The sequence below is a fragment of the Aeromonas sp. 25-248 genome (assembly GCF_053005425.1).
Genome location: NZ_JBRKTB010000021.1, coordinates 24,483 through 41,051, shown reverse-complemented (window position 1 = coordinate 41,051; position 16,569 = coordinate 24,483). Strand labels below are relative to the sequence as shown.

The 16,569-nt window shown below is 58.3% G+C and carries 18 protein-coding genes and 1 pseudogene; 5 read left to right on the top strand and 14 right to left on the bottom strand.

The features are described from left to right. Positions 1-13: 13 nt before the first annotated feature. Positions 14-1,057 (bottom strand): AlbA family DNA-binding domain-containing protein, encoded by a 1,044-nt coding sequence (locus tag ACVDHI_RS19815; protein WP_123247360.1) that lies wholly within the window; start codon positions 1,055-1,057, stop codon positions 14-16. 115 nt (positions 1,058-1,172) lie between these two features. On the opposite strand from ACVDHI_RS19815, the pseudogene ACVDHI_RS19810 reads away from it, so the two are divergent. Beyond that, positions 1,173-1,283 (top strand): annotated as a pseudogene (locus tag ACVDHI_RS19810) (alpha-amylase family glycosyl hydrolase); the annotation flags it as partial. A gap of 203 nt (positions 1,284-1,486) precedes the next feature. Here ACVDHI_RS19810 and ACVDHI_RS19805 read toward each other — a convergent pair. The 11 genes from ACVDHI_RS19805 to ACVDHI_RS19755 all read right to left on the bottom strand — a co-directional run bounded on the left by ACVDHI_RS19805 (position 1,487) and on the right by ACVDHI_RS19755 (position 11,831). Further along, positions 1,487-2,440, bottom strand: a complete 954-nt coding sequence (locus ACVDHI_RS19805) for an alpha/beta hydrolase family protein (RefSeq protein ID WP_323941868.1) — start codon at positions 2,438-2,440, stop codon at positions 1,487-1,489. A gap of 145 nt (positions 2,441-2,585) precedes the next feature. Continuing rightward, positions 2,586-2,933 carry a hypothetical protein gene (locus ACVDHI_RS19800; protein WP_010675592.1) on the bottom strand — a complete coding sequence of 116 codons (348 nt, stop codon included), beginning with the start codon at positions 2,931-2,933 and terminating at the stop codon, positions 2,586-2,588. A 970-nt stretch (positions 2,934-3,903) separates the two neighbouring features. Further along, positions 3,904-5,532, bottom strand: coding sequence for a methyl-accepting chemotaxis protein (locus tag ACVDHI_RS19795; protein WP_447212438.1), 1,629 nt, complete (start codon positions 5,530-5,532; stop codon positions 3,904-3,906). Positions 5,533-5,769: 237 nt separating this feature from the next. After that, complete coding sequence (locus ACVDHI_RS19790) at positions 5,770-6,618, bottom strand: TIGR03899 family protein (protein ID WP_447212437.1); 849 nt, start codon at positions 6,616-6,618, stop codon at positions 5,770-5,772. 121 nt (positions 6,619-6,739) lie between these two features. Further along, entirely contained in the window at positions 6,740-7,216 is a 477-nt protein-coding gene (locus ACVDHI_RS19785) for a DUF3299 domain-containing protein (RefSeq protein WP_010675589.1), read from the bottom strand. 31 nt (positions 7,217-7,247) lie between these two features. Further along, complete coding sequence (locus ACVDHI_RS19780; RefSeq protein WP_447212436.1) at positions 7,248-8,495, bottom strand: ABC transporter permease; 1,248 nt, start codon at positions 8,493-8,495, stop codon at positions 7,248-7,250. A gap of 58 nt (positions 8,496-8,553) precedes the next feature. After that, the gene (locus ACVDHI_RS19775) at positions 8,554-9,240 is read right to left on the bottom strand and encodes an ABC transporter ATP-binding protein (RefSeq protein WP_039040841.1); all 687 of its coding nucleotides are present in this window, start codon (positions 9,238-9,240) and stop codon (positions 8,554-8,556) included. Between the two features lie 4 nt (positions 9,241-9,244). Further along, positions 9,245-9,835, bottom strand: coding sequence for a DUF2796 domain-containing protein (locus ACVDHI_RS19770; RefSeq protein ID WP_447212435.1), 591 nt, complete (start codon positions 9,833-9,835; stop codon positions 9,245-9,247). 36 nt (positions 9,836-9,871) lie between these two features. Further along, positions 9,872-10,162, bottom strand: coding sequence for a hypothetical protein (locus tag ACVDHI_RS19765; protein ID WP_080944090.1), 291 nt, complete (start codon positions 10,160-10,162; stop codon positions 9,872-9,874). Between the two features lie 43 nt (positions 10,163-10,205). Continuing rightward, positions 10,206-10,748, bottom strand: a complete 543-nt coding sequence (locus tag ACVDHI_RS19760) for a YtfJ family protein (protein ID WP_010675585.1) — start codon at positions 10,746-10,748, stop codon at positions 10,206-10,208. Between the two features lie 204 nt (positions 10,749-10,952). After that, positions 10,953-11,831, bottom strand: a complete 879-nt coding sequence (locus ACVDHI_RS19755) for a hypothetical protein (RefSeq protein ID WP_042880471.1) — start codon at positions 11,829-11,831, stop codon at positions 10,953-10,955. Between the two features lie 123 nt (positions 11,832-11,954). Between ACVDHI_RS19755 and ACVDHI_RS19750 the strand changes: the two genes are divergently transcribed. Then, positions 11,955-12,305, top strand: coding sequence for a hypothetical protein (locus tag ACVDHI_RS19750; RefSeq protein WP_010675583.1), 351 nt, complete (start codon positions 11,955-11,957; stop codon positions 12,303-12,305). Positions 12,306-12,331: 26 nt separating this feature from the next. Here the strand turns inward: ACVDHI_RS19750 and ppa are convergent, their stop codons facing one another. Further along, complete coding sequence (ppa, locus tag ACVDHI_RS19745; protein ID WP_005335667.1) at positions 12,332-12,862, bottom strand: inorganic diphosphatase; 531 nt, start codon at positions 12,860-12,862, stop codon at positions 12,332-12,334. A 233-nt stretch (positions 12,863-13,095) separates the two neighbouring features. Between ppa and mpl the strand changes: the two genes are divergently transcribed. Together mpl and ACVDHI_RS19735 are read left to right on the top strand one after the other, a co-directional pair. Beyond that, a complete protein-coding gene (gene mpl, locus ACVDHI_RS19740) occupies positions 13,096-14,466 on the top strand; it encodes a UDP-N-acetylmuramate:L-alanyl-gamma-D-glutamyl-meso-diaminopimelate ligase (protein WP_319892403.1) in 1,371 nt (456 codons plus the stop codon). Then, complete coding sequence (locus ACVDHI_RS19735; RefSeq protein ID WP_319892404.1) at positions 14,463-15,074, top strand: flavin prenyltransferase UbiX; 612 nt, start codon at positions 14,463-14,465, stop codon at positions 15,072-15,074. Before mpl ends, ACVDHI_RS19735 begins: the two co-directional genes overlap by 4 nt. 72 nt (positions 15,075-15,146) lie before the next feature. Here the strand turns inward: ACVDHI_RS19735 and ACVDHI_RS19730 are convergent, their stop codons facing one another. Beyond that, on the bottom strand, positions 15,147-15,761 hold the full coding sequence (locus ACVDHI_RS19730; RefSeq protein ID WP_029314803.1) for a TetR/AcrR family transcriptional regulator: 615 nt from the start codon (positions 15,759-15,761) through the stop codon (positions 15,147-15,149). A 201-nt stretch (positions 15,762-15,962) separates the two neighbouring features. Between ACVDHI_RS19730 and hpt the strand changes: the two genes are divergently transcribed. Then, on the top strand, positions 15,963-16,493 hold the full coding sequence (gene hpt, locus ACVDHI_RS19725) for a hypoxanthine phosphoribosyltransferase (protein WP_010675579.1): 531 nt from the start codon (positions 15,963-15,965) through the stop codon (positions 16,491-16,493). Positions 16,494-16,569 lie beyond the last annotated feature (76 nt).

The window sequence follows — 16,569 nt, the reverse complement described above, 5'->3', positions numbered from 1 at the left end:
AGTTGTGTGTTCTTTAGCGTAGAGCAGCATGATATTCATCATATATTTCCTTGAATTTATCTTTTCGATTTTTCATATCAAATGGGAAACTTTTAAGAATTAGATTTGCAGATGCTTCTGTATATTTATGGATTTTATTTAAACCGTGATGGGATGGAATATGATATGTTGGGTTGTCTTTTATCCCAAGTTTCCATGTAACAGCGTCAAAGTAAGGGTTGTCAATTTTTACTTTTTTAGAAAGAGCTGTTTTTGTCAAGGGGTGCGTGTTTGCAAAATCGACAGGTTTTTGTATCTCAATGCCATGTTTTATTTCAACTTTTCTAACCACATAATAAGCTTTTCCACCTTCATTTTCATCCTCAACAAAACTCCCGCTATCAATCCAGTTTAGTTTTTGCGCGGTGTCATTTGTTAAATATACAGAAGCTGCCTGATCATTTCCAGATAACTCATGAGCATCAATAACTGCTGCTTTATCTATGCCCACTTTATTCAGTAGCGTAATATTGTCAATCATTGCTTTGAAATAAGATTCACGCTCAGTATCAAGCATGTATATTAAATCAGCATATTTTATTTCATCAGTGGAGGCTGAATATCTATAATAAATTGCACCTTCGCGTAGAACTTCTTTATCAGGCTTACCTTGTTCAGCTCTGATTGATTTTGATTTCTTGCAAATTATTGGTTTTCTGTGAGCTGGCTTAACCAACAAAGCATGAATTTTTAGACCGTGTTTTTCAATTACATGTGATTCGAAAAGGATCTCTGGCTGAAAATACTCTTTTAAAAAGTTTGTGATGACTACATCATCTGGGGCTTCAGCTTCTACGATCCCTATCAGCTCTCGAGGCTTATCTTTTACACCAAAAAAAAGGACACCACCATCTCGATTCGCAAAGGCTGCCATTGTCTTTGCAAATTTTGGTAGGTTGTTGTTTTCGAATTTAAGCTTGAATTCTCTATGCTCACTCTCGCGGTTGCTTACTTTATTTGTTGCCTTATCAACACTTAATTCAAGTAGCTTAGGTAACTGAATCTTTTTAGTTTTCATGATAAACCTATGATAAATAAGTGGTGATAATTACATTAGTTTCGGGACATCCACCAATTTGACGGCAGCGTAGCATGCTGCTTCGCTTGATGGGTAGCCAGTCAAGGAGTTTGCCATGACCATCGCTCGTTCACGTCAGATTAGCATGTAAGACACTCCCGATTACCATGTGGTCAGCCGTTGTATGCGGAGGGTTTCCTTGTCTGGGCAAGATGCGCATTCTGGTAATATATAGAATGTTTGGCTAAAAATTGTAGGTTGGTACTGAACGCAGTGAAGCCGAACGTTTACCGAACAACCAAATCCATATTTATCCCGCTCTGGTTGAGGTGATCATACTCGTCCGTTGGGCTTCGCTCTGCGCTAACCCACAAGAACCACGTGACCGCCCCTGAGTTTCAGTCTTCAGTCTGCTCAACCCCGCTTCAATCAGTTGCCGCTGGATGTATTGGCTGGGTTACCTAGCTTGGACCTTAACCAAATATTTATATCGCTGATGACCTCTTTGCGCAGGCTTTTTCCGTCGATATTTTTCAGTCCATGATCGAGTTCTTCGTAACGCCGATATTCAATATTTATTTTCCCGAGCTCTTTAAGACTCTGCATTAACTCATCTGTTTTTTGAGGTGATACCGATGTATCCATTCCCCCCTGCACGATTAGCAAAGGAGAATTTACTTTTTTAAGGGTATCCAGCTGATCGATGGAGAGCATCTGCTGCCACCAATGATAGCCATGCCCGCTCACATCAAGTTCAAATGGCTTGCTGTTAAGAACATGTTCGGCAAACCCTTTAAAACCGTCGATATCTTTTCCCGCCGCTTCGATATTTTCATGCTCTGCAGCGATGCTGTGTGAGACGTCATCGATAAACCAGCGGCCACCGCCATTAAAGGCGATGGTGGCATCGATATAGTCAATATCTGCGGTCACCAGGTTGGCGGTAACGGCCCCTTCACTGCCGCCCAAGAGAATTAATTTCTTGTATTGACCGTCTTTTCTAACGATATCGAGCACAGCCTTGATATCCGCTACCCGCTGCGCAGGGTTGTCCTTTTCAAGGTACTGAGCAGGGCAGTTCTTGCGTGCCGGGTCGGTACTGTATTTTAACTTGCGATTGATGCCGTACTTTTCGATTAGCAACACATCAGCTTCTGGCCAGACATTTTTATACTCGGTGAGTATGGAGTCTATGTTAAGCACGCTATTGCAATCAGAGCCTTGCAGGATCAACAGCAGTGTATCTGTGTCATGGAGATGTTGGACAAGATAATAGGAAATAAACGAACCATCATCCCTGCTAACTGTGCGAGTCATGATCGCTGTTGCGCTTACCGAGCAGGAAAAAATGAGCAAGAGTAAAGATATTGCGCGGACTTGCATATTATTCCCTGATAGTCATGATAGAGGCAGTACGTTAATCGGTGCTGAAACCTTCATTCCTCTTGAATGGAAAAAGGGCTGAGGAAGCGTAGTGAAAACCGCCCCAGCCCGGCTTTTATTGGTACTCGCGCCTTGTTATCAGCGATTAACCACCAAATTCACGGCTAATAATTTGTGTGGGGACAACATTCTCTGGCAAGTCACTCGACATTTTTTGAGCAAGTTCACCAGCCAAACCAAACGCGTTGTCAATGGGGTCGACCTTTATTCCGCTTTCGACAGCCAACTCCAAAAACTTCTTGCCAATCTGATTGCACGTATCAACCCAGTTTTTGGGCAGCTCCCCCATGGTGAGCTTGGGTTGACAGACCAGTTGAAATGTATTTTTTCCTTCTTGTATTTGAAATGCCACATCAACAAATTCACTTTTATATGGGTTGGCTAGCGCACTTGAACTAAGTAAAAACACAGCACCAATAGAGGATTTTTTCATGACACGTCCTTGTGAATAGTAATGCCCACCAAGGGGCTGATAACATACAACCGCTAAACTCTGCGGCAACAAAAATAACCATTTAGGTCAATGGAACTGAAAACACCGAGCGATGTAAGTTTCTTTTTACCCATCGATTGTGCATCCGTTTCGTGACCAGGTTCCCTCTGGCTTTTGACCTCATTGCCAATCAATATACTCTTGAGGTGGTTGTTCAATATCGATCATGTGTGCAGCAGAAAATAGAATTTCAACGCCAAAACCGAGAGGGACATCAACCTCATCAGGAACAATACAACGTGGCTGGAAGTCCAGTCTGACTTTGGTTGCATCACCTATTTTTAGTTACCGTTCGACCCCATCCATCTTTATCCCACTCTGGTTCATGTGACCATGCTCGTCTGTTGGGCGCCGCTGCGCTCTGCACCAACCGGCAAAAAACACGCTACCGCCCCTGAATTTCAGCCTCCAGCCTGCTGCGCTTTCCCTGTGGCACCGGTCTGGTTCATGGCTGACTCCGACAAGAGGTGATCCCGATTGCCATGTTACCGAACGGAGCTGGTTAGGGAAGAGGGATCGGGCGATTTCTCAGGCAAGATCAATAAATTGAGGGGGCTGCGGGGCCTGTGGCAGGTTGGATAAGAGGGATCTCAAGGCGCAACGCGTTCCCGCTCAACGCTCAACGCTCAACGCTCAAGGCCTAACGCCCAACATTCACGGTGTATGGATGGGGGAGTGAGGTCATTGCCCTGCCGAGGGCCATGCGGTGCAGCCGAGAGGGTCGGCGTGGCACGGGCGAGCAGGTGGTTGGGAGGGGGCGAAAGAGCCGCGGGTTCAGTCGAGGACTCGAATTTGAAACCCGCTCAGACGCCCATGCACCACCCAAAAGAGGGGCCCGCTGCCGGTGATGGCAGGGGCCCGTTTTTGTTGTTAGCGCACGGTCTTTGGGTCTGGTTTCCTCCGTGAAGGTTTAGCGGGCCAGCAGGGGTTGGCCGCTGGTCAGGGCGGTGCTGGTTGGCCGGGTGGCGGGATGCTGCTGGAACTGGCGTACCAGCCGCTCCAGATCCCCGAGCTGCTTCACGAGGGCAATGATGCCCTGCACGGCGTGGCGGCTGCCCTGGCTGGAGTCGTCGGCCAGACGCTTGATGTCCAGCACGCTGTGGTGGATGTCCTGGGTGACCAGGGACTGCTCCTGCATTGCCTGGGCTATCTGGTTGCTGCCTGCGGTCACCTGCAACAGGCGTTCGCTTATCTGTTGCAGGATATCGCCAGTGGCGGCGGCCTTGAGGCGGCAACTGGCGGAGAGCTGTTCCCCTTGCGCCATGGCCTGCTGGGCATCGTCGGCGCTGGCCTGCAAGAGGCTTATCATCTGCTGGATCTCGCCGGTGGAGGATTGGGTCTTGATGGCCAGGGTGCGGATTTCGTCCGCCACCACCGAGAAGCCGCGACCGGACTCGCCCGCCCGGGCCGCCTCGATGGCCGCATTGAGGGCCAGCAGGTTGGTCTGGTTGGCGATGTTGTTGATGACGTCCAGGATGCCGTCGATGGCGCGGCACTGGCTGGCCAGCGCCTCTATCACGGCGCGGGAGGTGAGCAGCTCGCCGTGAACCCCTTCCACCGCCGCCACGGTATCGAGCACGCTGCGATTGCCCTCCCGAAACAGCACGGCGGTGTTGTCCAGGCTGTCCGAGGAGGCGCTCGAGCTGTGGGAGACCTCGCGAATGGACGCCGTCATCTCGGTGATGGCGGTCGCGACCTGGTTGGTCTGGGCCTGCTGTTGCTGCAGGTTGCCGGTGATGGACTCGGCATTGTTCAGATCCGTCTGCGCCGCCTGCACGATCTGCTGGCAGGTCTGCTGGGTGCGGGCCAGCACCGCATTGAACTCGGCCTCATTCATCTTCATGGCGAGCTCGACGGCAGCCAGGCGATCGACCCGGCCGGTATACAGCAGTTGCATCAAGGGGTTGTCGAAACGGTGGCGGGCCAGGGTCTCCAGCCGGGCGAGGCGCCGGGAGAGGGTCTGGCAGATGACGAGCGCAACCACCAGGGGCAGGGCGCCGATGAGCAGAGGCCAGCCCGGGCCGTGCTGATAGCCGAGGGTGACCAGGCTAGCCAGCAGCGCCATCAGGCAGAGGTGGATCCCCAGGGTGTGGCAGCAGGGGGGCAGGCGCAGGGCCCGGGGGGTCTTGCCGCGGCGCATCTCGTCATAGACCCGCTCCGCACGCTGCTTGATCGCGTCGTCCGGCGCCGTGCGCACCGACTGGTACTCCACCACCTTGCCGCTTGCGTCCTGAATGGGGGTGACGAAGGCGTTGACCCAGTAATGATCCCCGTTCTTGCAGCGGTTTTTGACCGGGCCCATCCAGCTTTTGCCTTCCCGCAGATGGCGCCACATGTCGGCAAACGCCTGGGGCGGCATGTCGGGGTGGCGGACCAGGTTGTGGGGAGCCCCTTGCAGCTCCTCCAGGGTGAAGCCGGCTATCTGGCAGAACTCGTCGTTGGCATAGGTGATGCGACTCTCCAGATCCGTGGTGGAAATCAGGTTCTGGTGCGACGGGTAGAGGCGCTCACGCTGGGTAACGGGTTGATTGACTCTCATGGTACTTCCTGCCTGACAGAGGAAAGAGAGTCTGGTTGCAATTCGTACACCAGAGTGCCCAAAAACGCTTAAATTGCGTTCTATATGTCTCTTTTGTGCTCAAAGCCCGTAGTGGGGGGAGCATGGCCCGGGCTCGCGTCCGCCCCTGCCGTCAGGATTCGCTTTTTGGGAGCCGTTTTGGCAATGGCGGGGCGGGTTTCGCAATTTGGCAAGGCGGGGCCGGGGCCTCCGCCAGCCTCAGGCGGGCAGATCCGGCTCGCTGACCGGGGCCGGCATCTGGGTCTCTATCAGCAGGTGGGTGGAGAGCAGGGTCTTCAGATCCTGCAGGTACTCCTCCAGGGGGGGCTCGTCCAGCAGCAGGGCAAGCTCGTTGCCGATGGGGGTGAGCCGGTAATAGAGCAGGGTGAGGTTGCTCTGGCGTTGGCGCAGACGCCAGCGCTGGTTGCCAAAGGCCAGCTCGATCCCGTCGGCGGGCAGGGGGCCGGATTCGAGCTCGCCACGGTGCAGCAGCCCGAGATCGCACAACAGCAGCAGGGCGCTGTAGGGCACCCGGTATTTGCCGAGCCCCATTCGGGTGACCTTGGCGCGACTGAGCAGGCTGGCCCCCTTGTGCATGCCCAGCAGCAGACGCTGCTCGTCGCTGCCCTCGTAGTGGCAGGAGAGGGCGCAGATGCGCTGGAACAGCTGGGCTTCGCGCTGGGTCATCTCCTTGAGGGTGTTGAGGGCCCGGATGGAGAAGCGGCCCGGGGTCGCCACTTCCAGGGCGAAGATGCGGCCCCACAACTGCTGCATGGGGGTCATGCTGATGTCTTCGGCCAGTTGCAGGAAGCGGGTGAGCCAGTCGCTGTCTATCTCGCCGCCGGCGGCGGTCTCTTCGCAGTGGCGCGCGGCCATCACCATGATGGATTCCAGATTGCGCTGGCGGGTGGCCTGCTCCGCCAGCTGGCGGAAGGTGGCGCGCTGCTCGAAGGTGCTGTCGCTGTTGCGGGTGAGCATGCCATCGATGCCGCGGCTGCGGGCCAGGCGCAGGGTCTGCTCCTGGCTGCTCAGGATGGAACTCTCTTTCTTGGGGGGCAGGTCAGCCATGCTGGCTCCGTGATGGCAAGGTCTGGTAGTGAATGTTACTCCAACCAGATCCATGAACAATCCCTTTGCCGGGGTCGTCACGGGATAAAAAAATGGCCTCCCGGGGGAGGCCATCAGGGGCTCACTCTTCGTAGACGCTGACCTCGACCGCGTCCATGGAGTAGGAAGCGGTGGCCATCTCGTGGCTGGAGCTGACGGTGTGCATCTTGCCCTTGACCCAGATGGCGTCCCAGAGGTCATCCACCGGCGCCCCCTTGGGGTAGCTCACGTAGATCACCTGGTTGGTGGGCGGGGGCGGCACGTGAATGCAGGCGCCAAAGTAGGGGACCAGCAGGAAGGCGGTGATGGTCTTGGCATCCCCTTCCAGGGGCACCACGAACCCGGGGATCCGCACCTCCTGATTGTCCAGCTTCTTGTTGACGCCTCCCACCGGCTGCGGCACCGAGGAGAAGTCGCCATCATGGCTGACTTGGGGCGGTGGCAGCAGTTTTTCCCCCTCCGGGATGAGGATGTCCCAGTCGATGGTCTTGTAATCTGCAGCCATGGCAGGCAGCACCAGCAGGCTGGCCAGCAGCGCCACTATTTTCCACTTCATCATCTGTTCTTCTCTCTTGGTCGGATGCGTCGGGTCAGACGCGAATGCTCATGCCGTCGCTCAGGCTGTAGCGGTAAGCGCGGGCGGCAGGCAGCAGCCCGATCACCATGCCCGCCAGCCAGACCAGACCCAGCAGTTGCCACTCATAGGCGCTCGGCAGACCCAGGCTCATTTGCAGGCCATAGTGGCTGAGCAGCCAGGGGCTAGCAAGCCCCTGACCGAGATAGAGCGCGGCCACCCCGAGGGCGATGCCCGCCGTGGTGAGCGCCATCGCCTCCAGCGCCAGCAGCAGGAAGAGGTGGGCAGGGCCCGCCCCCAGCGAGCGCAGAATGGCGAGCTCGCGGCGCCGCTCGTTGAGGCCGGCGAGCAGGGTGGTCAGCATGCCGATGAGGCCCGCCACCACCACGAAGCCCGCGATCACCGACAGGGCGGTCTCCGCCACGCTCATCAGCCCCCAGAGCTCCTGCAGGGCGGCTCCCGGCAGGATGGCCATCAGGGGCTCCCTGGGATAGGTGTTGACGCTGCGCTGCAACTGGAACGCCAGGATCCGGTTGCTCAGCCCCACCATGAAGGCGGTGATGGTCTTGGGGGTGAGATCCAGCGCCATCGCCTGTTCCGGGGTCACGTTCTTGCTGTGACGACCGGTGTCCCAGCCCAGGTGGATCGCCTCTATGCCCGCCAGCGGCACATGAATGGTGCGATCGATGGGGGTGCCGGTGGGGGCCAGGATCCCCACCACCTTGAACGGCATGTTGTCGTGCTGGCTGAACGAGGTGTTGCCGGCGCCATGGGCGATGACGATGGGTTGATCCAGGTGATAGCCGAGCTTTTCGGCCACCTGGGCACCCAGCACCGCTTCAAACGGTGTTTCGAAGGGGCGACCTTCGCGCAGGACGAGCGCCTGCTGCTGGCCGTACTTCAGGTGGGTGAAGTAGTCCCCGTTGGTGCCGAGCACGCGAAACCCCTTGTGGGAGTCGCCAAGGGAGAGGGGGATGGTCCAGGCGACGCCTGGCTTTGTCTTGATGGCCTGGTAGGAGTCCCAGCCCACGTTGTTGGTGGGGTTGCCGATGCGAAACACCGAATAGAGCAGCAGGTTCACCTGGCCGGAGCGGGCGCCGACGATGAGATCGGTGCCGGAGACGGTGTTGGCGAAGCTGTCCCGTGCCTGACTGCGCACCCGCTCCACCCCGAGCAGCAGGGTGACGCTGATGGCGACGGCCAGCAGGGTGAGCCCGGCGGTGAGGCGACGGGCCCAGAGACTTTGCAGGGCGAGTTTCAGCATGAAAGCCTCCGCAGTGAAGGGGAGATGGCTGGACGGGCTGCGAGATGATGGCGTGTGGTCATGCCGCCCTCCGGTTGAGCTGTTGCAGGTTCTCCACCCGGGGGAAGAGGGGCTCCAGATAGGGATCGTGACTGACGAAGACCAGGGTAGATCCCTGCTTGTCGCACTCCTCGAACAGCAGCCGGATGAAGGCGGCCCGGTTGTCGGTGTCCAGGGCCGAGGTGGGCTCGTCGGCGATCACCAGAGGAGGGGAGCCTATCAGGGCGCGGGCGGCGGCGACTCGCTGCTGCTGGCCGATGCTGAGGGCGTGGACGGGGCGATGGAGCGCCTCATCCGGCAGTTGCAGTTCTGCCAGCAGGCGGCGCGCCTCCTGCTCGGGGCTCCCTGTCAGGCGGGCCCGCTTGGCGGGTGAAAAGGTGAGGGCAGCGGTGACGTTGTCCTGCACCGAGAGAAACGGCAGCAGATTGAACTGCTGGAAGATGTACCCCAGATTGGCCGCCCGGAACTGGTCACGGGCACGGCCGGAAAGCCGGGCCAGGGGCTGGCCCAGCACCTCCAGAGTGCCGTGGTTGGCGGTCTGGATACCGGCCAGCAACCCGAGCAGGGTGGACTTGCCACAACCCGATGGGCCCTTGATGAAGACGCGCTCACCCTCGTGGATGCGAAGGGCGGGCAGATCGAGGACGGCTTCGTGACCCGGCCAGGCAAAGGCCAGATCACGGATCTCAACCACGGCATGTTTCATGGTGTTACCAGCCCAGTTTGTTGGCGGACGGAGTCAGTTCGGCGGCGGTCTGGCCGGTGGGCAGTATGCCCTGCACGCTCAGCTTCTCCAGGCTCGGGTAGAGGCTGAACAGGGTGGCCTCGAGACCGGTGAGTTTGGCCGGGGTAGCGCAGGTGTAGGTGTACATGGCTCCCATGTCCGCATGGCCCGCGTCGTCGTGATGGTGTTCATCGTGAGCGCTATCAGCCTTGTCGTGCTCGTGCTCGTGCTCGTGCTCGTGCTCATGGTCATGATCTTCCTTGGCGGCCTGCAGCTCCTGCTGGGTCAGCTTGCAGCCGGCGGCCGGGTCGAAACGGAAGAGGGCGTCGGGCTGCTGGAGGCGGGCCACCGCCTTGGCATACTGCGCTTTCTCCTCATCGGTGTTGGCGGCATGCTCGAAGCCCACCAGATCGGCGGCAGGGGCTTGCAACTCGATCATCAGCTGGTTGCCGTCGAGTACCAGGTTGAGGTGACCGTGACCGTGCTCATGGGCACCGTGGCTGTGACTTTCGTGTTCGTCGTGATTGGCCTGGGCGCCGAAGGCGGCAGCGGCCAGCAACAGGGTGACTGCTTTCATCGTTAATCCTTTTGAATAAATAGAGAAAAGATTGGTTCAAAAAAAGAAACAATGAAGGGGCGGTGGGGCGCGGATACGGCGATGTCCCGTGGTGCCGGTGGCCGCCCTCGGTTGGGGAGTGCCGATATACCGGTCGATGCCAAAGGAGAGGGGAGGGAGTACGGGGGTCGGCGTCAGTGCCAGCTTGCCATCCAGATGCAGGACGCAGAGGGTGCAGGCATGACCGTGATCGGGCAGGGCAGCTTCAAGAGGGTGCTGTGCCAGCACCGGTTGCATCCACAACCAGCCCAGCAGCAACACCCAGATTGTCAGTGTGGAACGACCCATAGACCCTTGTGGAAAGGGCGCCATCAGCGCCCTTCTCTCTGATTCAGAGATGGGACTGGATGAGCCCCATCACCTTGGTTATCTCGGCGGCATCGAGCTGGCCATCTTTGGCAAACAGCACCTTGCCCTCTTTATCCAGCAGTATGATGGCCGAACTTTCCGGGGTAAGCGCCCAGGCGTTGCGGGCCATCCCCTTGGCATCCAGCACCATGGCGGACCAGGGGAACTCCTTCTTGCTGTCCTCGGCACTGCTCTTCACGAAACCGGACGTGCCCCAGATGGCGTCATTGCTGTTGATGATGGTGACGGTCTGGTACTTGTCGTGGGGCAGCTTGGCCGCCTTGATCGCCTCGATCATGGGGGCATTGAGCTCCTTGGCGCTGGAGCGACCCGCGATGTGCTGGATCAGGAAGACCTTGCCGGTCAGGACCTTGCTCTGCCAGGGCTGATAGCTGATCTCCTTCTCCTTGAGCACCAGCTCCCCCTTGTCGCTGATGTTGACCAGCGGCACCTGGGTTGATTCCTTGATGTTGTGGGCCATGACCAGGGTTGGCAGCAGCGCCAGAGTAAGCACGAGATGTTTCATCCGGATGACACTCCTTTGTGATGTTATAACGATTTTTGGGTCGAGGGAATGGGACCCTGAACATCCTAAACTGATCGGATCTGTTTAAAAAGTGTTAAATAATGCAGGGTGCGACGGTGATCTTGTCAACATGGGCGCCATCCCCCAATGATGGCGGCAAGGATGGCATGTCATCCATCAAAAGCAAGTGATGGTCAGAAGAGGCTAGTAGAGCGGTTCGCTGATCAAGGGAATCTGGGCCATCGTCATCTGCTGGGCCAGCAGGGGAGAACCGGTGAGCAGCACGTGGCGCTGATTGCCGATCACCAGGGTGTCTCCCTCAAGGCCGCTGTCGGCCGTGATGGCGAGCCAGGCCGGCGAGACGCTGCCGATGCTGATGTTCGGATAGATGATGCTGAGGCTGTACTGGGGTGCCAGCTCCGCCAGCAGACTGGCCATGAGCAGCGCCTTCTCGTCGCTGTCGGCCTTGTTGTCCTGCAGGGCCTGCAAGGGCGGAGCGAAGTGGTCCATCTGCTCGGGCGGGGTGGGGATGCCGCTCAGCCACTCCTGCAGCAGGATGACGCTGGTGGCGAGATCCTTGGCCGAAAACTGCTGTGCCAGGGGTTTGAGGTCTCCCTTGAACTGATAGAACAGCTGGGAGTAGTTGGGGCGCACACAGGGCAGCTTCTGATTGGCCGGGTGCACGCAGGGCTGGACCCGCATCTCGTAGAAGGCGTCCTCCTGATATTGCCGGTAGGCCTGCCAGAACTGGGCGGATTCGAGGCTGCTGTCGTGCAGGGTAAAGGCCTGTTCCAGGTTGCGGAACTTGGTGGCCGTCTCCGGGCTGTGCTGGTTGATCTGGTTGATGCTGTTGTAGAGGCGCGGACTGATGTAGGAGTAGAGTGTTTCCAGCGGGAAGTTGAGGGCGGTGTCGAGCTGTGTCATCTCGTGACGGCTGGCTGAAAAGGTGCGCTCATCCGCCGTCAATTGCAGGTGCTTTTGCTGACCATCCGCAGATTGCCACTGCCAGCTCAGGTTGATCTCGTTGGCCTGCGCCATGGTGCCGAAGAGCAGACTGCACAGAAAGCCTTGTGCCAGTTTCATGGTGCGCCTCCGCCTGGGTTGATAATAAACAACTAGGTGAGTGACCGGCATTTGGATTGGTCTGGTGACAGATATATTGGTAATTATCTGATCTGACTTTAAATTTAATTCAGGAAATAAGTCATGGGGGAAATCATCATGAAGCTTGTTTCACGGTTTCTGCTGATATTGGTGGCCACGCCAGCGCTGGCGGGGCAGGTCATCGTCAATCAGGGATTGTCCAGCGCGGATACCTTCGCCCTGCGGGATCAGCTGGCCCGGGAGCATGAATGGCAGGAGTGGCTGCGCTTCCAGCAGGCCATCAAGTGGCTGGAGGTGCTGCCGGTCAACTGCGATCTGGTGGGAGGTGCCGGTCAGGAATATCGCTGCGGTGATGACTATTACCGCCCCTATCGGCAAAACGGGCGCGACCTCTATATCCAGGGGGATCCCCCCGGAGCGTCCCCGCAACGACCAATAAAAAAGGCGCCATAAGGCGCCTTTTTTTGCGAGGGATACGCTTATTTTGCAGCGTAACGCTCGGCAGAGGTCTTGATCTCGGCTTCGGCAGCGGCCTTGTCGCCCCAACCTTCCACCTTGACCCACTTGCCCGCTTCCAGCTCTTTGTAGCGCTCGAAGAAGTGCTGGATCTGGGCTTTCAGCAGCTCGGGCAGATCGTTCACATCCTGGATGTGATCGTACTGCTTGGTCAGCTTGGAGTGGGGAACGGCCACGATCTTGGCGTCTTCGCCTGATTCGTCGGTCATCTTCAGCACACCGACCGGGCGGCAGCGGATGACGGAGCCGGCCAGCAGCGGGTAGGGAGTCGGAACCAGCACGTCGACCGGATCCCCGTCCAGGGACAGGGTGGCGTTCACGTAACCGTAGTTGCACGGGTAGAACATCGGGGTGGACATGAAACGGTCAACGAAGATGGCGCCGCTGTCCTTGTCGACTTCGTATTTGATCGGGTCGGCGTTCTGCGGGATTTCGATGATGACGTAGATGTCGTCAGGCAGGCTCTTGCCGGCCGGTACCAGGTTCAGGCTCATGACGTTTCCTTTGAGTGTTGGAGTCAAGTTTGCAGGCCGACATTATAGCGATGTCCCGTCAAATGACCATATTTCAAGGGCCGGGTGGCGTGGCGGAGGGGGGCTTTTCCCCGCGCTTGCCCGATTTCTGTCGTCTGCGGGCGCCGATGCCTTCGCTCCCCATGGGCGCGGCTTGTGCCACCGGGTCAACAGACCCTAGAATGCGCACTCCCTTTACTGGAAAAGGCAGCGGTATGCACATTCACATTCTCGGGATCTGCGGCACCTTCATGGGTGGTCTGGCGGTGTTGGCAAAACAGCTTGGCTATCGGGTGACCGGCTCCGACGCCAACGTCTATCCCCCCATGAGCACCCAGCTCGAGCAACAGGGCATCGAACTGACCGAAGGCTACGACCCCTCCCAGCTCGATCCGGCGCCGGATCTGGTGGTGATCGGCAATGCCATGAGCCGTGGCAACCCCTGTGTGGAATATGTGCTGGACCGCAATCTGCCCTATATCTCTGGCCCTCAGTGGCTGCTGGAGCACGTGCTGAAGGATCGCTGGGTGCTGGCCGTCGCGGGCACCCATGGCAAGACCACCACCGCCAGCATGCTGGCCTGGGTGCTGGAGTATGCCAAGCTGGAACCCGGTTTCCTCATCGGCGGCGTGCCGGGCAACTTCCCGGTTTCCGCCCGTCTCGGCTCGGCTCCCTTCTTTGTGATTGAAGCGGACGAATATGACTGCGCCTTCTTCGACAAGCGATCCAAGTTTGTCCACTACCACCCGCGCACCCTGGTGATGAACAACCTGGAGTTCGACCACGCCGACATCTTCCCGGATCTCGCCGCCATCCAGCGCCAGTTCCACCACCTGATGCGCACCGTGCCGAGCAACGGCCGGGTGCTCTTCCCCAAAGGCGATGACAACCTCACCGCCGTGCGCGAGATGGGCTGCTGGAGCGAAGTGGAGCTGGTGGGCCAGGACGACGCCAAGTGGAAGGCGGTCAAGCTGGCCGATGACGGCTCCGCCTTCGAGGTGTGGCTGGATGGCGTGAAACAGGGGGAGGTGCACTGGGAGTGCATCGGCGAGCACAACGTCAACAACGGTCTGATGGCCATCGCCGCCGCCCGCCATGCCGGTGTCATGGTGGAGCACGGGATCAACGCCCTCTGCCAGTTCAAGTCCCCCAAGCGGCGCATGGAGCTGAAAGGGGAAGTGGCCGGCATCAGCGTCTACGATGACTTCGCCCATCACCCCACCGCCATCGAGACCACCCTGGGCGGCCTGCGCGCCAAGGTGGGCAAGGCCCGCATCATGGCGGTGCTGGAGCCCCGCTCCAACACCATGAAGCTCGGGGTTCACAAGGAGGAGCTGGCCGGTTGCTTTGACGGCGCCGACGAGGTGTTCTTCTTCCAGCCCCCCAACATCGGCTGGGATCTGGGGGAGGTGACGGCCCACATGACCCGGCCTGCCCGGGTATTCGAGGCCCTTGATGCCCTGATTGGCGCCCTGGTGGCCGAGAGCCGCCCAGGGGATCATATTCTGATCATGAGCAACGGCGGCTTCGGCGGCATTCACGACAAGCTGATCGCCCGCCTCAAGGAGCTGCAGAGCGCATCATGAACAAGGCCATCACCCTGGCGCTGACCGGCGCCTCCGGCGCTCCCTATGCCCTGCGCCTTCTGGAATGCCTGGTGCAGGCGGACTATCGGATCTTCCTGCTCGCCTCCTCGGCGGCCAGGGTTGTGCTCAAGACCGAGCAACAGCAGGATTGGCCGGGCTCCCCCAGGGAGCTGTCGGCGTACCTCTGTCGCCATTATGGTGCCAAAGAGGGTCAGATCGTCGCCTGCGGCAAGGAGGAGTGGTTCTCGCCGGTGGCCTCCGGCTCGGCGGCCCCCAAACAGATGGTGGTCTGTCCCTGCTCCATGGGCACCGTCTCGGCGATCGCCAACGGCACCTCGGACAACCTGCTGGAGCGGGCGGCGGACGTGGTGATCAAGGAGCGCGGCCAGCTCATCCTGGTGCCCCGGGAGAGCCCCTTCTCGGCGATCCATCTGGAGAACATGCTCAAGCTTGCCCGTCTTGGTGTGACCATCATGCCGGCGGCGCCAGGGTTCTACCATGAACCCAAAAGCATCGAGGATCTGGTGGACTTCATGGTCGCCCGCATCCTCGACCACCTGGGTGTCGAGCATGAGTTGACCAGTCGCTGGGGTTATGCCAGCCACTGATACGGCGGGGAGCGGACAAAAAAGCGGCGCCGGGCGTAAAGCCCGGCGCCGCTTTGTCAACATCTGCGCGAGTCAGCTGGCCTGGATGGGGGCCGTCACGTACTTGAACAGGAAATCCGTCACCTCTTCCCGGCTCGGACGCTGCGGCTGATTGATCATCTGCATCATCACATAGCCAAAACCGGTCAGGGAGCGGGCCAGATCCTGCGCCGACAGCACGCTCTGGATCTCGCCGTTGTCGATGGCCCGTTGCAGGTGGGGGGCAATGCGCTCCAGCGCCTTGTCCAGCAGCCGAGTGTAGCGAGGCCACACTTCTTCCCGCACCGAGGAGCTCCACTCCAGCCAGATGCTGGCGTGATCGGGCTTGTCATAGGCGGCGTCAACGAACAGCTTCACGTGGCGGTGAATGCTCTCCCTGGCGGAGCCCTGACCGTTGTAGGCCTGTTCGAGGATCTGCTGTACGAAGGCTTCGATTTCTGTCAGCACTTCGTCGACCAGATCTTCACGAGTATTGAAATAGTTAAAAACGGTCGCAACCGAGACCTTTGCCTGTTCGGCTATCTCGGCATGCCCCGCACGGCCGATGCCGCGACGGGAAAATACCTCGACGGCACACTCCATCAATTGATCACGGCGAGCCTCCGGCGAAAGCCGGGTTCGACGTCTTATTTCTGCGCGTGGTTCCATAGTTTTTTCATCTAATAGTTATTGATTATGGTGTTTATAGTATTGTCACCGATAATGCCCGAAGGCTTGCTAACTCTATCAATTAAAATAAGCCGATAAAAGCATCACGTATGCCTGACGCCCACTGGTTGGAGTGGTAGAATCCTCGGTTTTGACGTTAATGAACGGCCAATAACCCTTTGGTCATTATTGGAGTATGTGATGAAACACATTGTCGAGGTGATGATCCCCGAGGCCGAGGTTGCAGCCCGGATCGCCACGCTGGGTGAAGAGATTACCGCCCGTTACCAGGGCTCCGAGGAAGTGGTCATGATCGGCCTGTTGCGCGGCTCCTGCGTCTTCCTGGCGGATCTCTGCCGTCAGTGCCAGTTGCCCATCACCCTGGACTTTATGACTGCCTCCAGCTATGGCTCCGGCATGCACAGCACCCGTGACGTGCGCATCCTCAAGGATCTGGATGACGACATCAAAGGCAAGGACGTGGTGATCGTGGAGGACATCATCGACACCGGTTACACCCTCAACAAGGTGCGCGAGATCCTCTCCCTGCGCGAGCCGAAATCCCTGGCCATCTGCACCCTGCTGGACAAACCGTCCCGCCGCGAGGTTCAGGTGCCGGTGGACTGGCTTGGCTTCTCCATCCCGGACGAGTTCGTGGTGGGCTGTGGCATTGACTACGCCCAGAAGTACCGTAACCTGCCTTTCATCGGCAAGGTGGTACCGCAAGAGTAAGCCGGGTCCGAAGTAGCAAGGCAGGCTGGCCGGCCCGCCATCGACTGTCTTCAGGCGGCGTCACAGCCGCCTTTTC

What these genes read in the sequence shown, in the direction of transcription:
- ACVDHI_RS19815 (WP_123247360.1), bottom strand. Translation starts at nt 1,057, where the DNA reads ATGAAAACTAAAAAGATTCAGTTACCTAAGCTACTTGAATTAAGTGTT.
- ACVDHI_RS19805 (WP_323941868.1), bottom strand. Translation starts at nt 2,440, where the DNA reads ATGCAAGTCCGCGCAATATCTTTACTCTTGCTCATTTTTTCCTGCTCG.
- ACVDHI_RS19800 (WP_010675592.1), bottom strand. Translation starts at nt 2,933, where the DNA reads ATGAAAAAATCCTCTATTGGTGCTGTGTTTTTACTTAGTTCAAGTGCG.
- ACVDHI_RS19795 (WP_447212438.1), bottom strand. Translation starts at nt 5,532, where the DNA reads ATGAGAGTCAATCAACCCGTTACCCAGCGTGAGCGCCTCTACCCGTCG.
- ACVDHI_RS19790 (WP_447212437.1), bottom strand. Translation starts at nt 6,618, where the DNA reads ATGGCTGACCTGCCCCCCAAGAAAGAGAGTTCCATCCTGAGCAGCCAG.
- ACVDHI_RS19785 (WP_010675589.1), bottom strand. Translation starts at nt 7,216, where the DNA reads ATGATGAAGTGGAAAATAGTGGCGCTGCTGGCCAGCCTGCTGGTGCTG.
- ACVDHI_RS19780 (WP_447212436.1), bottom strand. Translation starts at nt 8,495, where the DNA reads ATGCTGAAACTCGCCCTGCAAAGTCTCTGGGCCCGTCGCCTCACCGCC.
- ACVDHI_RS19775 (WP_039040841.1), bottom strand. Translation starts at nt 9,240, where the DNA reads ATGAAACATGCCGTGGTTGAGATCCGTGATCTGGCCTTTGCCTGGCCG.
- ACVDHI_RS19770 (WP_447212435.1), bottom strand. Translation starts at nt 9,835, where the DNA reads ATGAAAGCAGTCACCCTGTTGCTGGCCGCTGCCGCCTTCGGCGCCCAG.
- ACVDHI_RS19765 (WP_080944090.1), bottom strand. Translation starts at nt 10,162, where the DNA reads ATGGGTCGTTCCACACTGACAATCTGGGTGTTGCTGCTGGGCTGGTTG.
- ACVDHI_RS19760 (WP_010675585.1), bottom strand. Translation starts at nt 10,748, where the DNA reads ATGAAACATCTCGTGCTTACTCTGGCGCTGCTGCCAACCCTGGTCATG.
- ACVDHI_RS19755 (WP_042880471.1), bottom strand. Translation starts at nt 11,831, where the DNA reads ATGAAACTGGCACAAGGCTTTCTGTGCAGTCTGCTCTTCGGCACCATG.
- ACVDHI_RS19750 (WP_010675583.1), top strand. Translation starts at nt 11,955, where the DNA reads ATGGGGGAAATCATCATGAAGCTTGTTTCACGGTTTCTGCTGATATTG.
- ppa (WP_005335667.1), bottom strand. Translation starts at nt 12,862, where the DNA reads ATGAGCCTGAACCTGGTACCGGCCGGCAAGAGCCTGCCTGACGACATC.
- mpl (WP_319892403.1), top strand. Translation starts at nt 13,096, where the DNA reads ATGCACATTCACATTCTCGGGATCTGCGGCACCTTCATGGGTGGTCTG.
- ACVDHI_RS19735 (WP_319892404.1), top strand. Translation starts at nt 14,463, where the DNA reads ATGAACAAGGCCATCACCCTGGCGCTGACCGGCGCCTCCGGCGCTCCC.
- ACVDHI_RS19730 (WP_029314803.1), bottom strand. Translation starts at nt 15,761, where the DNA reads ATGGAACCACGCGCAGAAATAAGACGTCGAACCCGGCTTTCGCCGGAG.
- hpt (WP_010675579.1), top strand. Translation starts at nt 15,963, where the DNA reads ATGAAACACATTGTCGAGGTGATGATCCCCGAGGCCGAGGTTGCAGCC.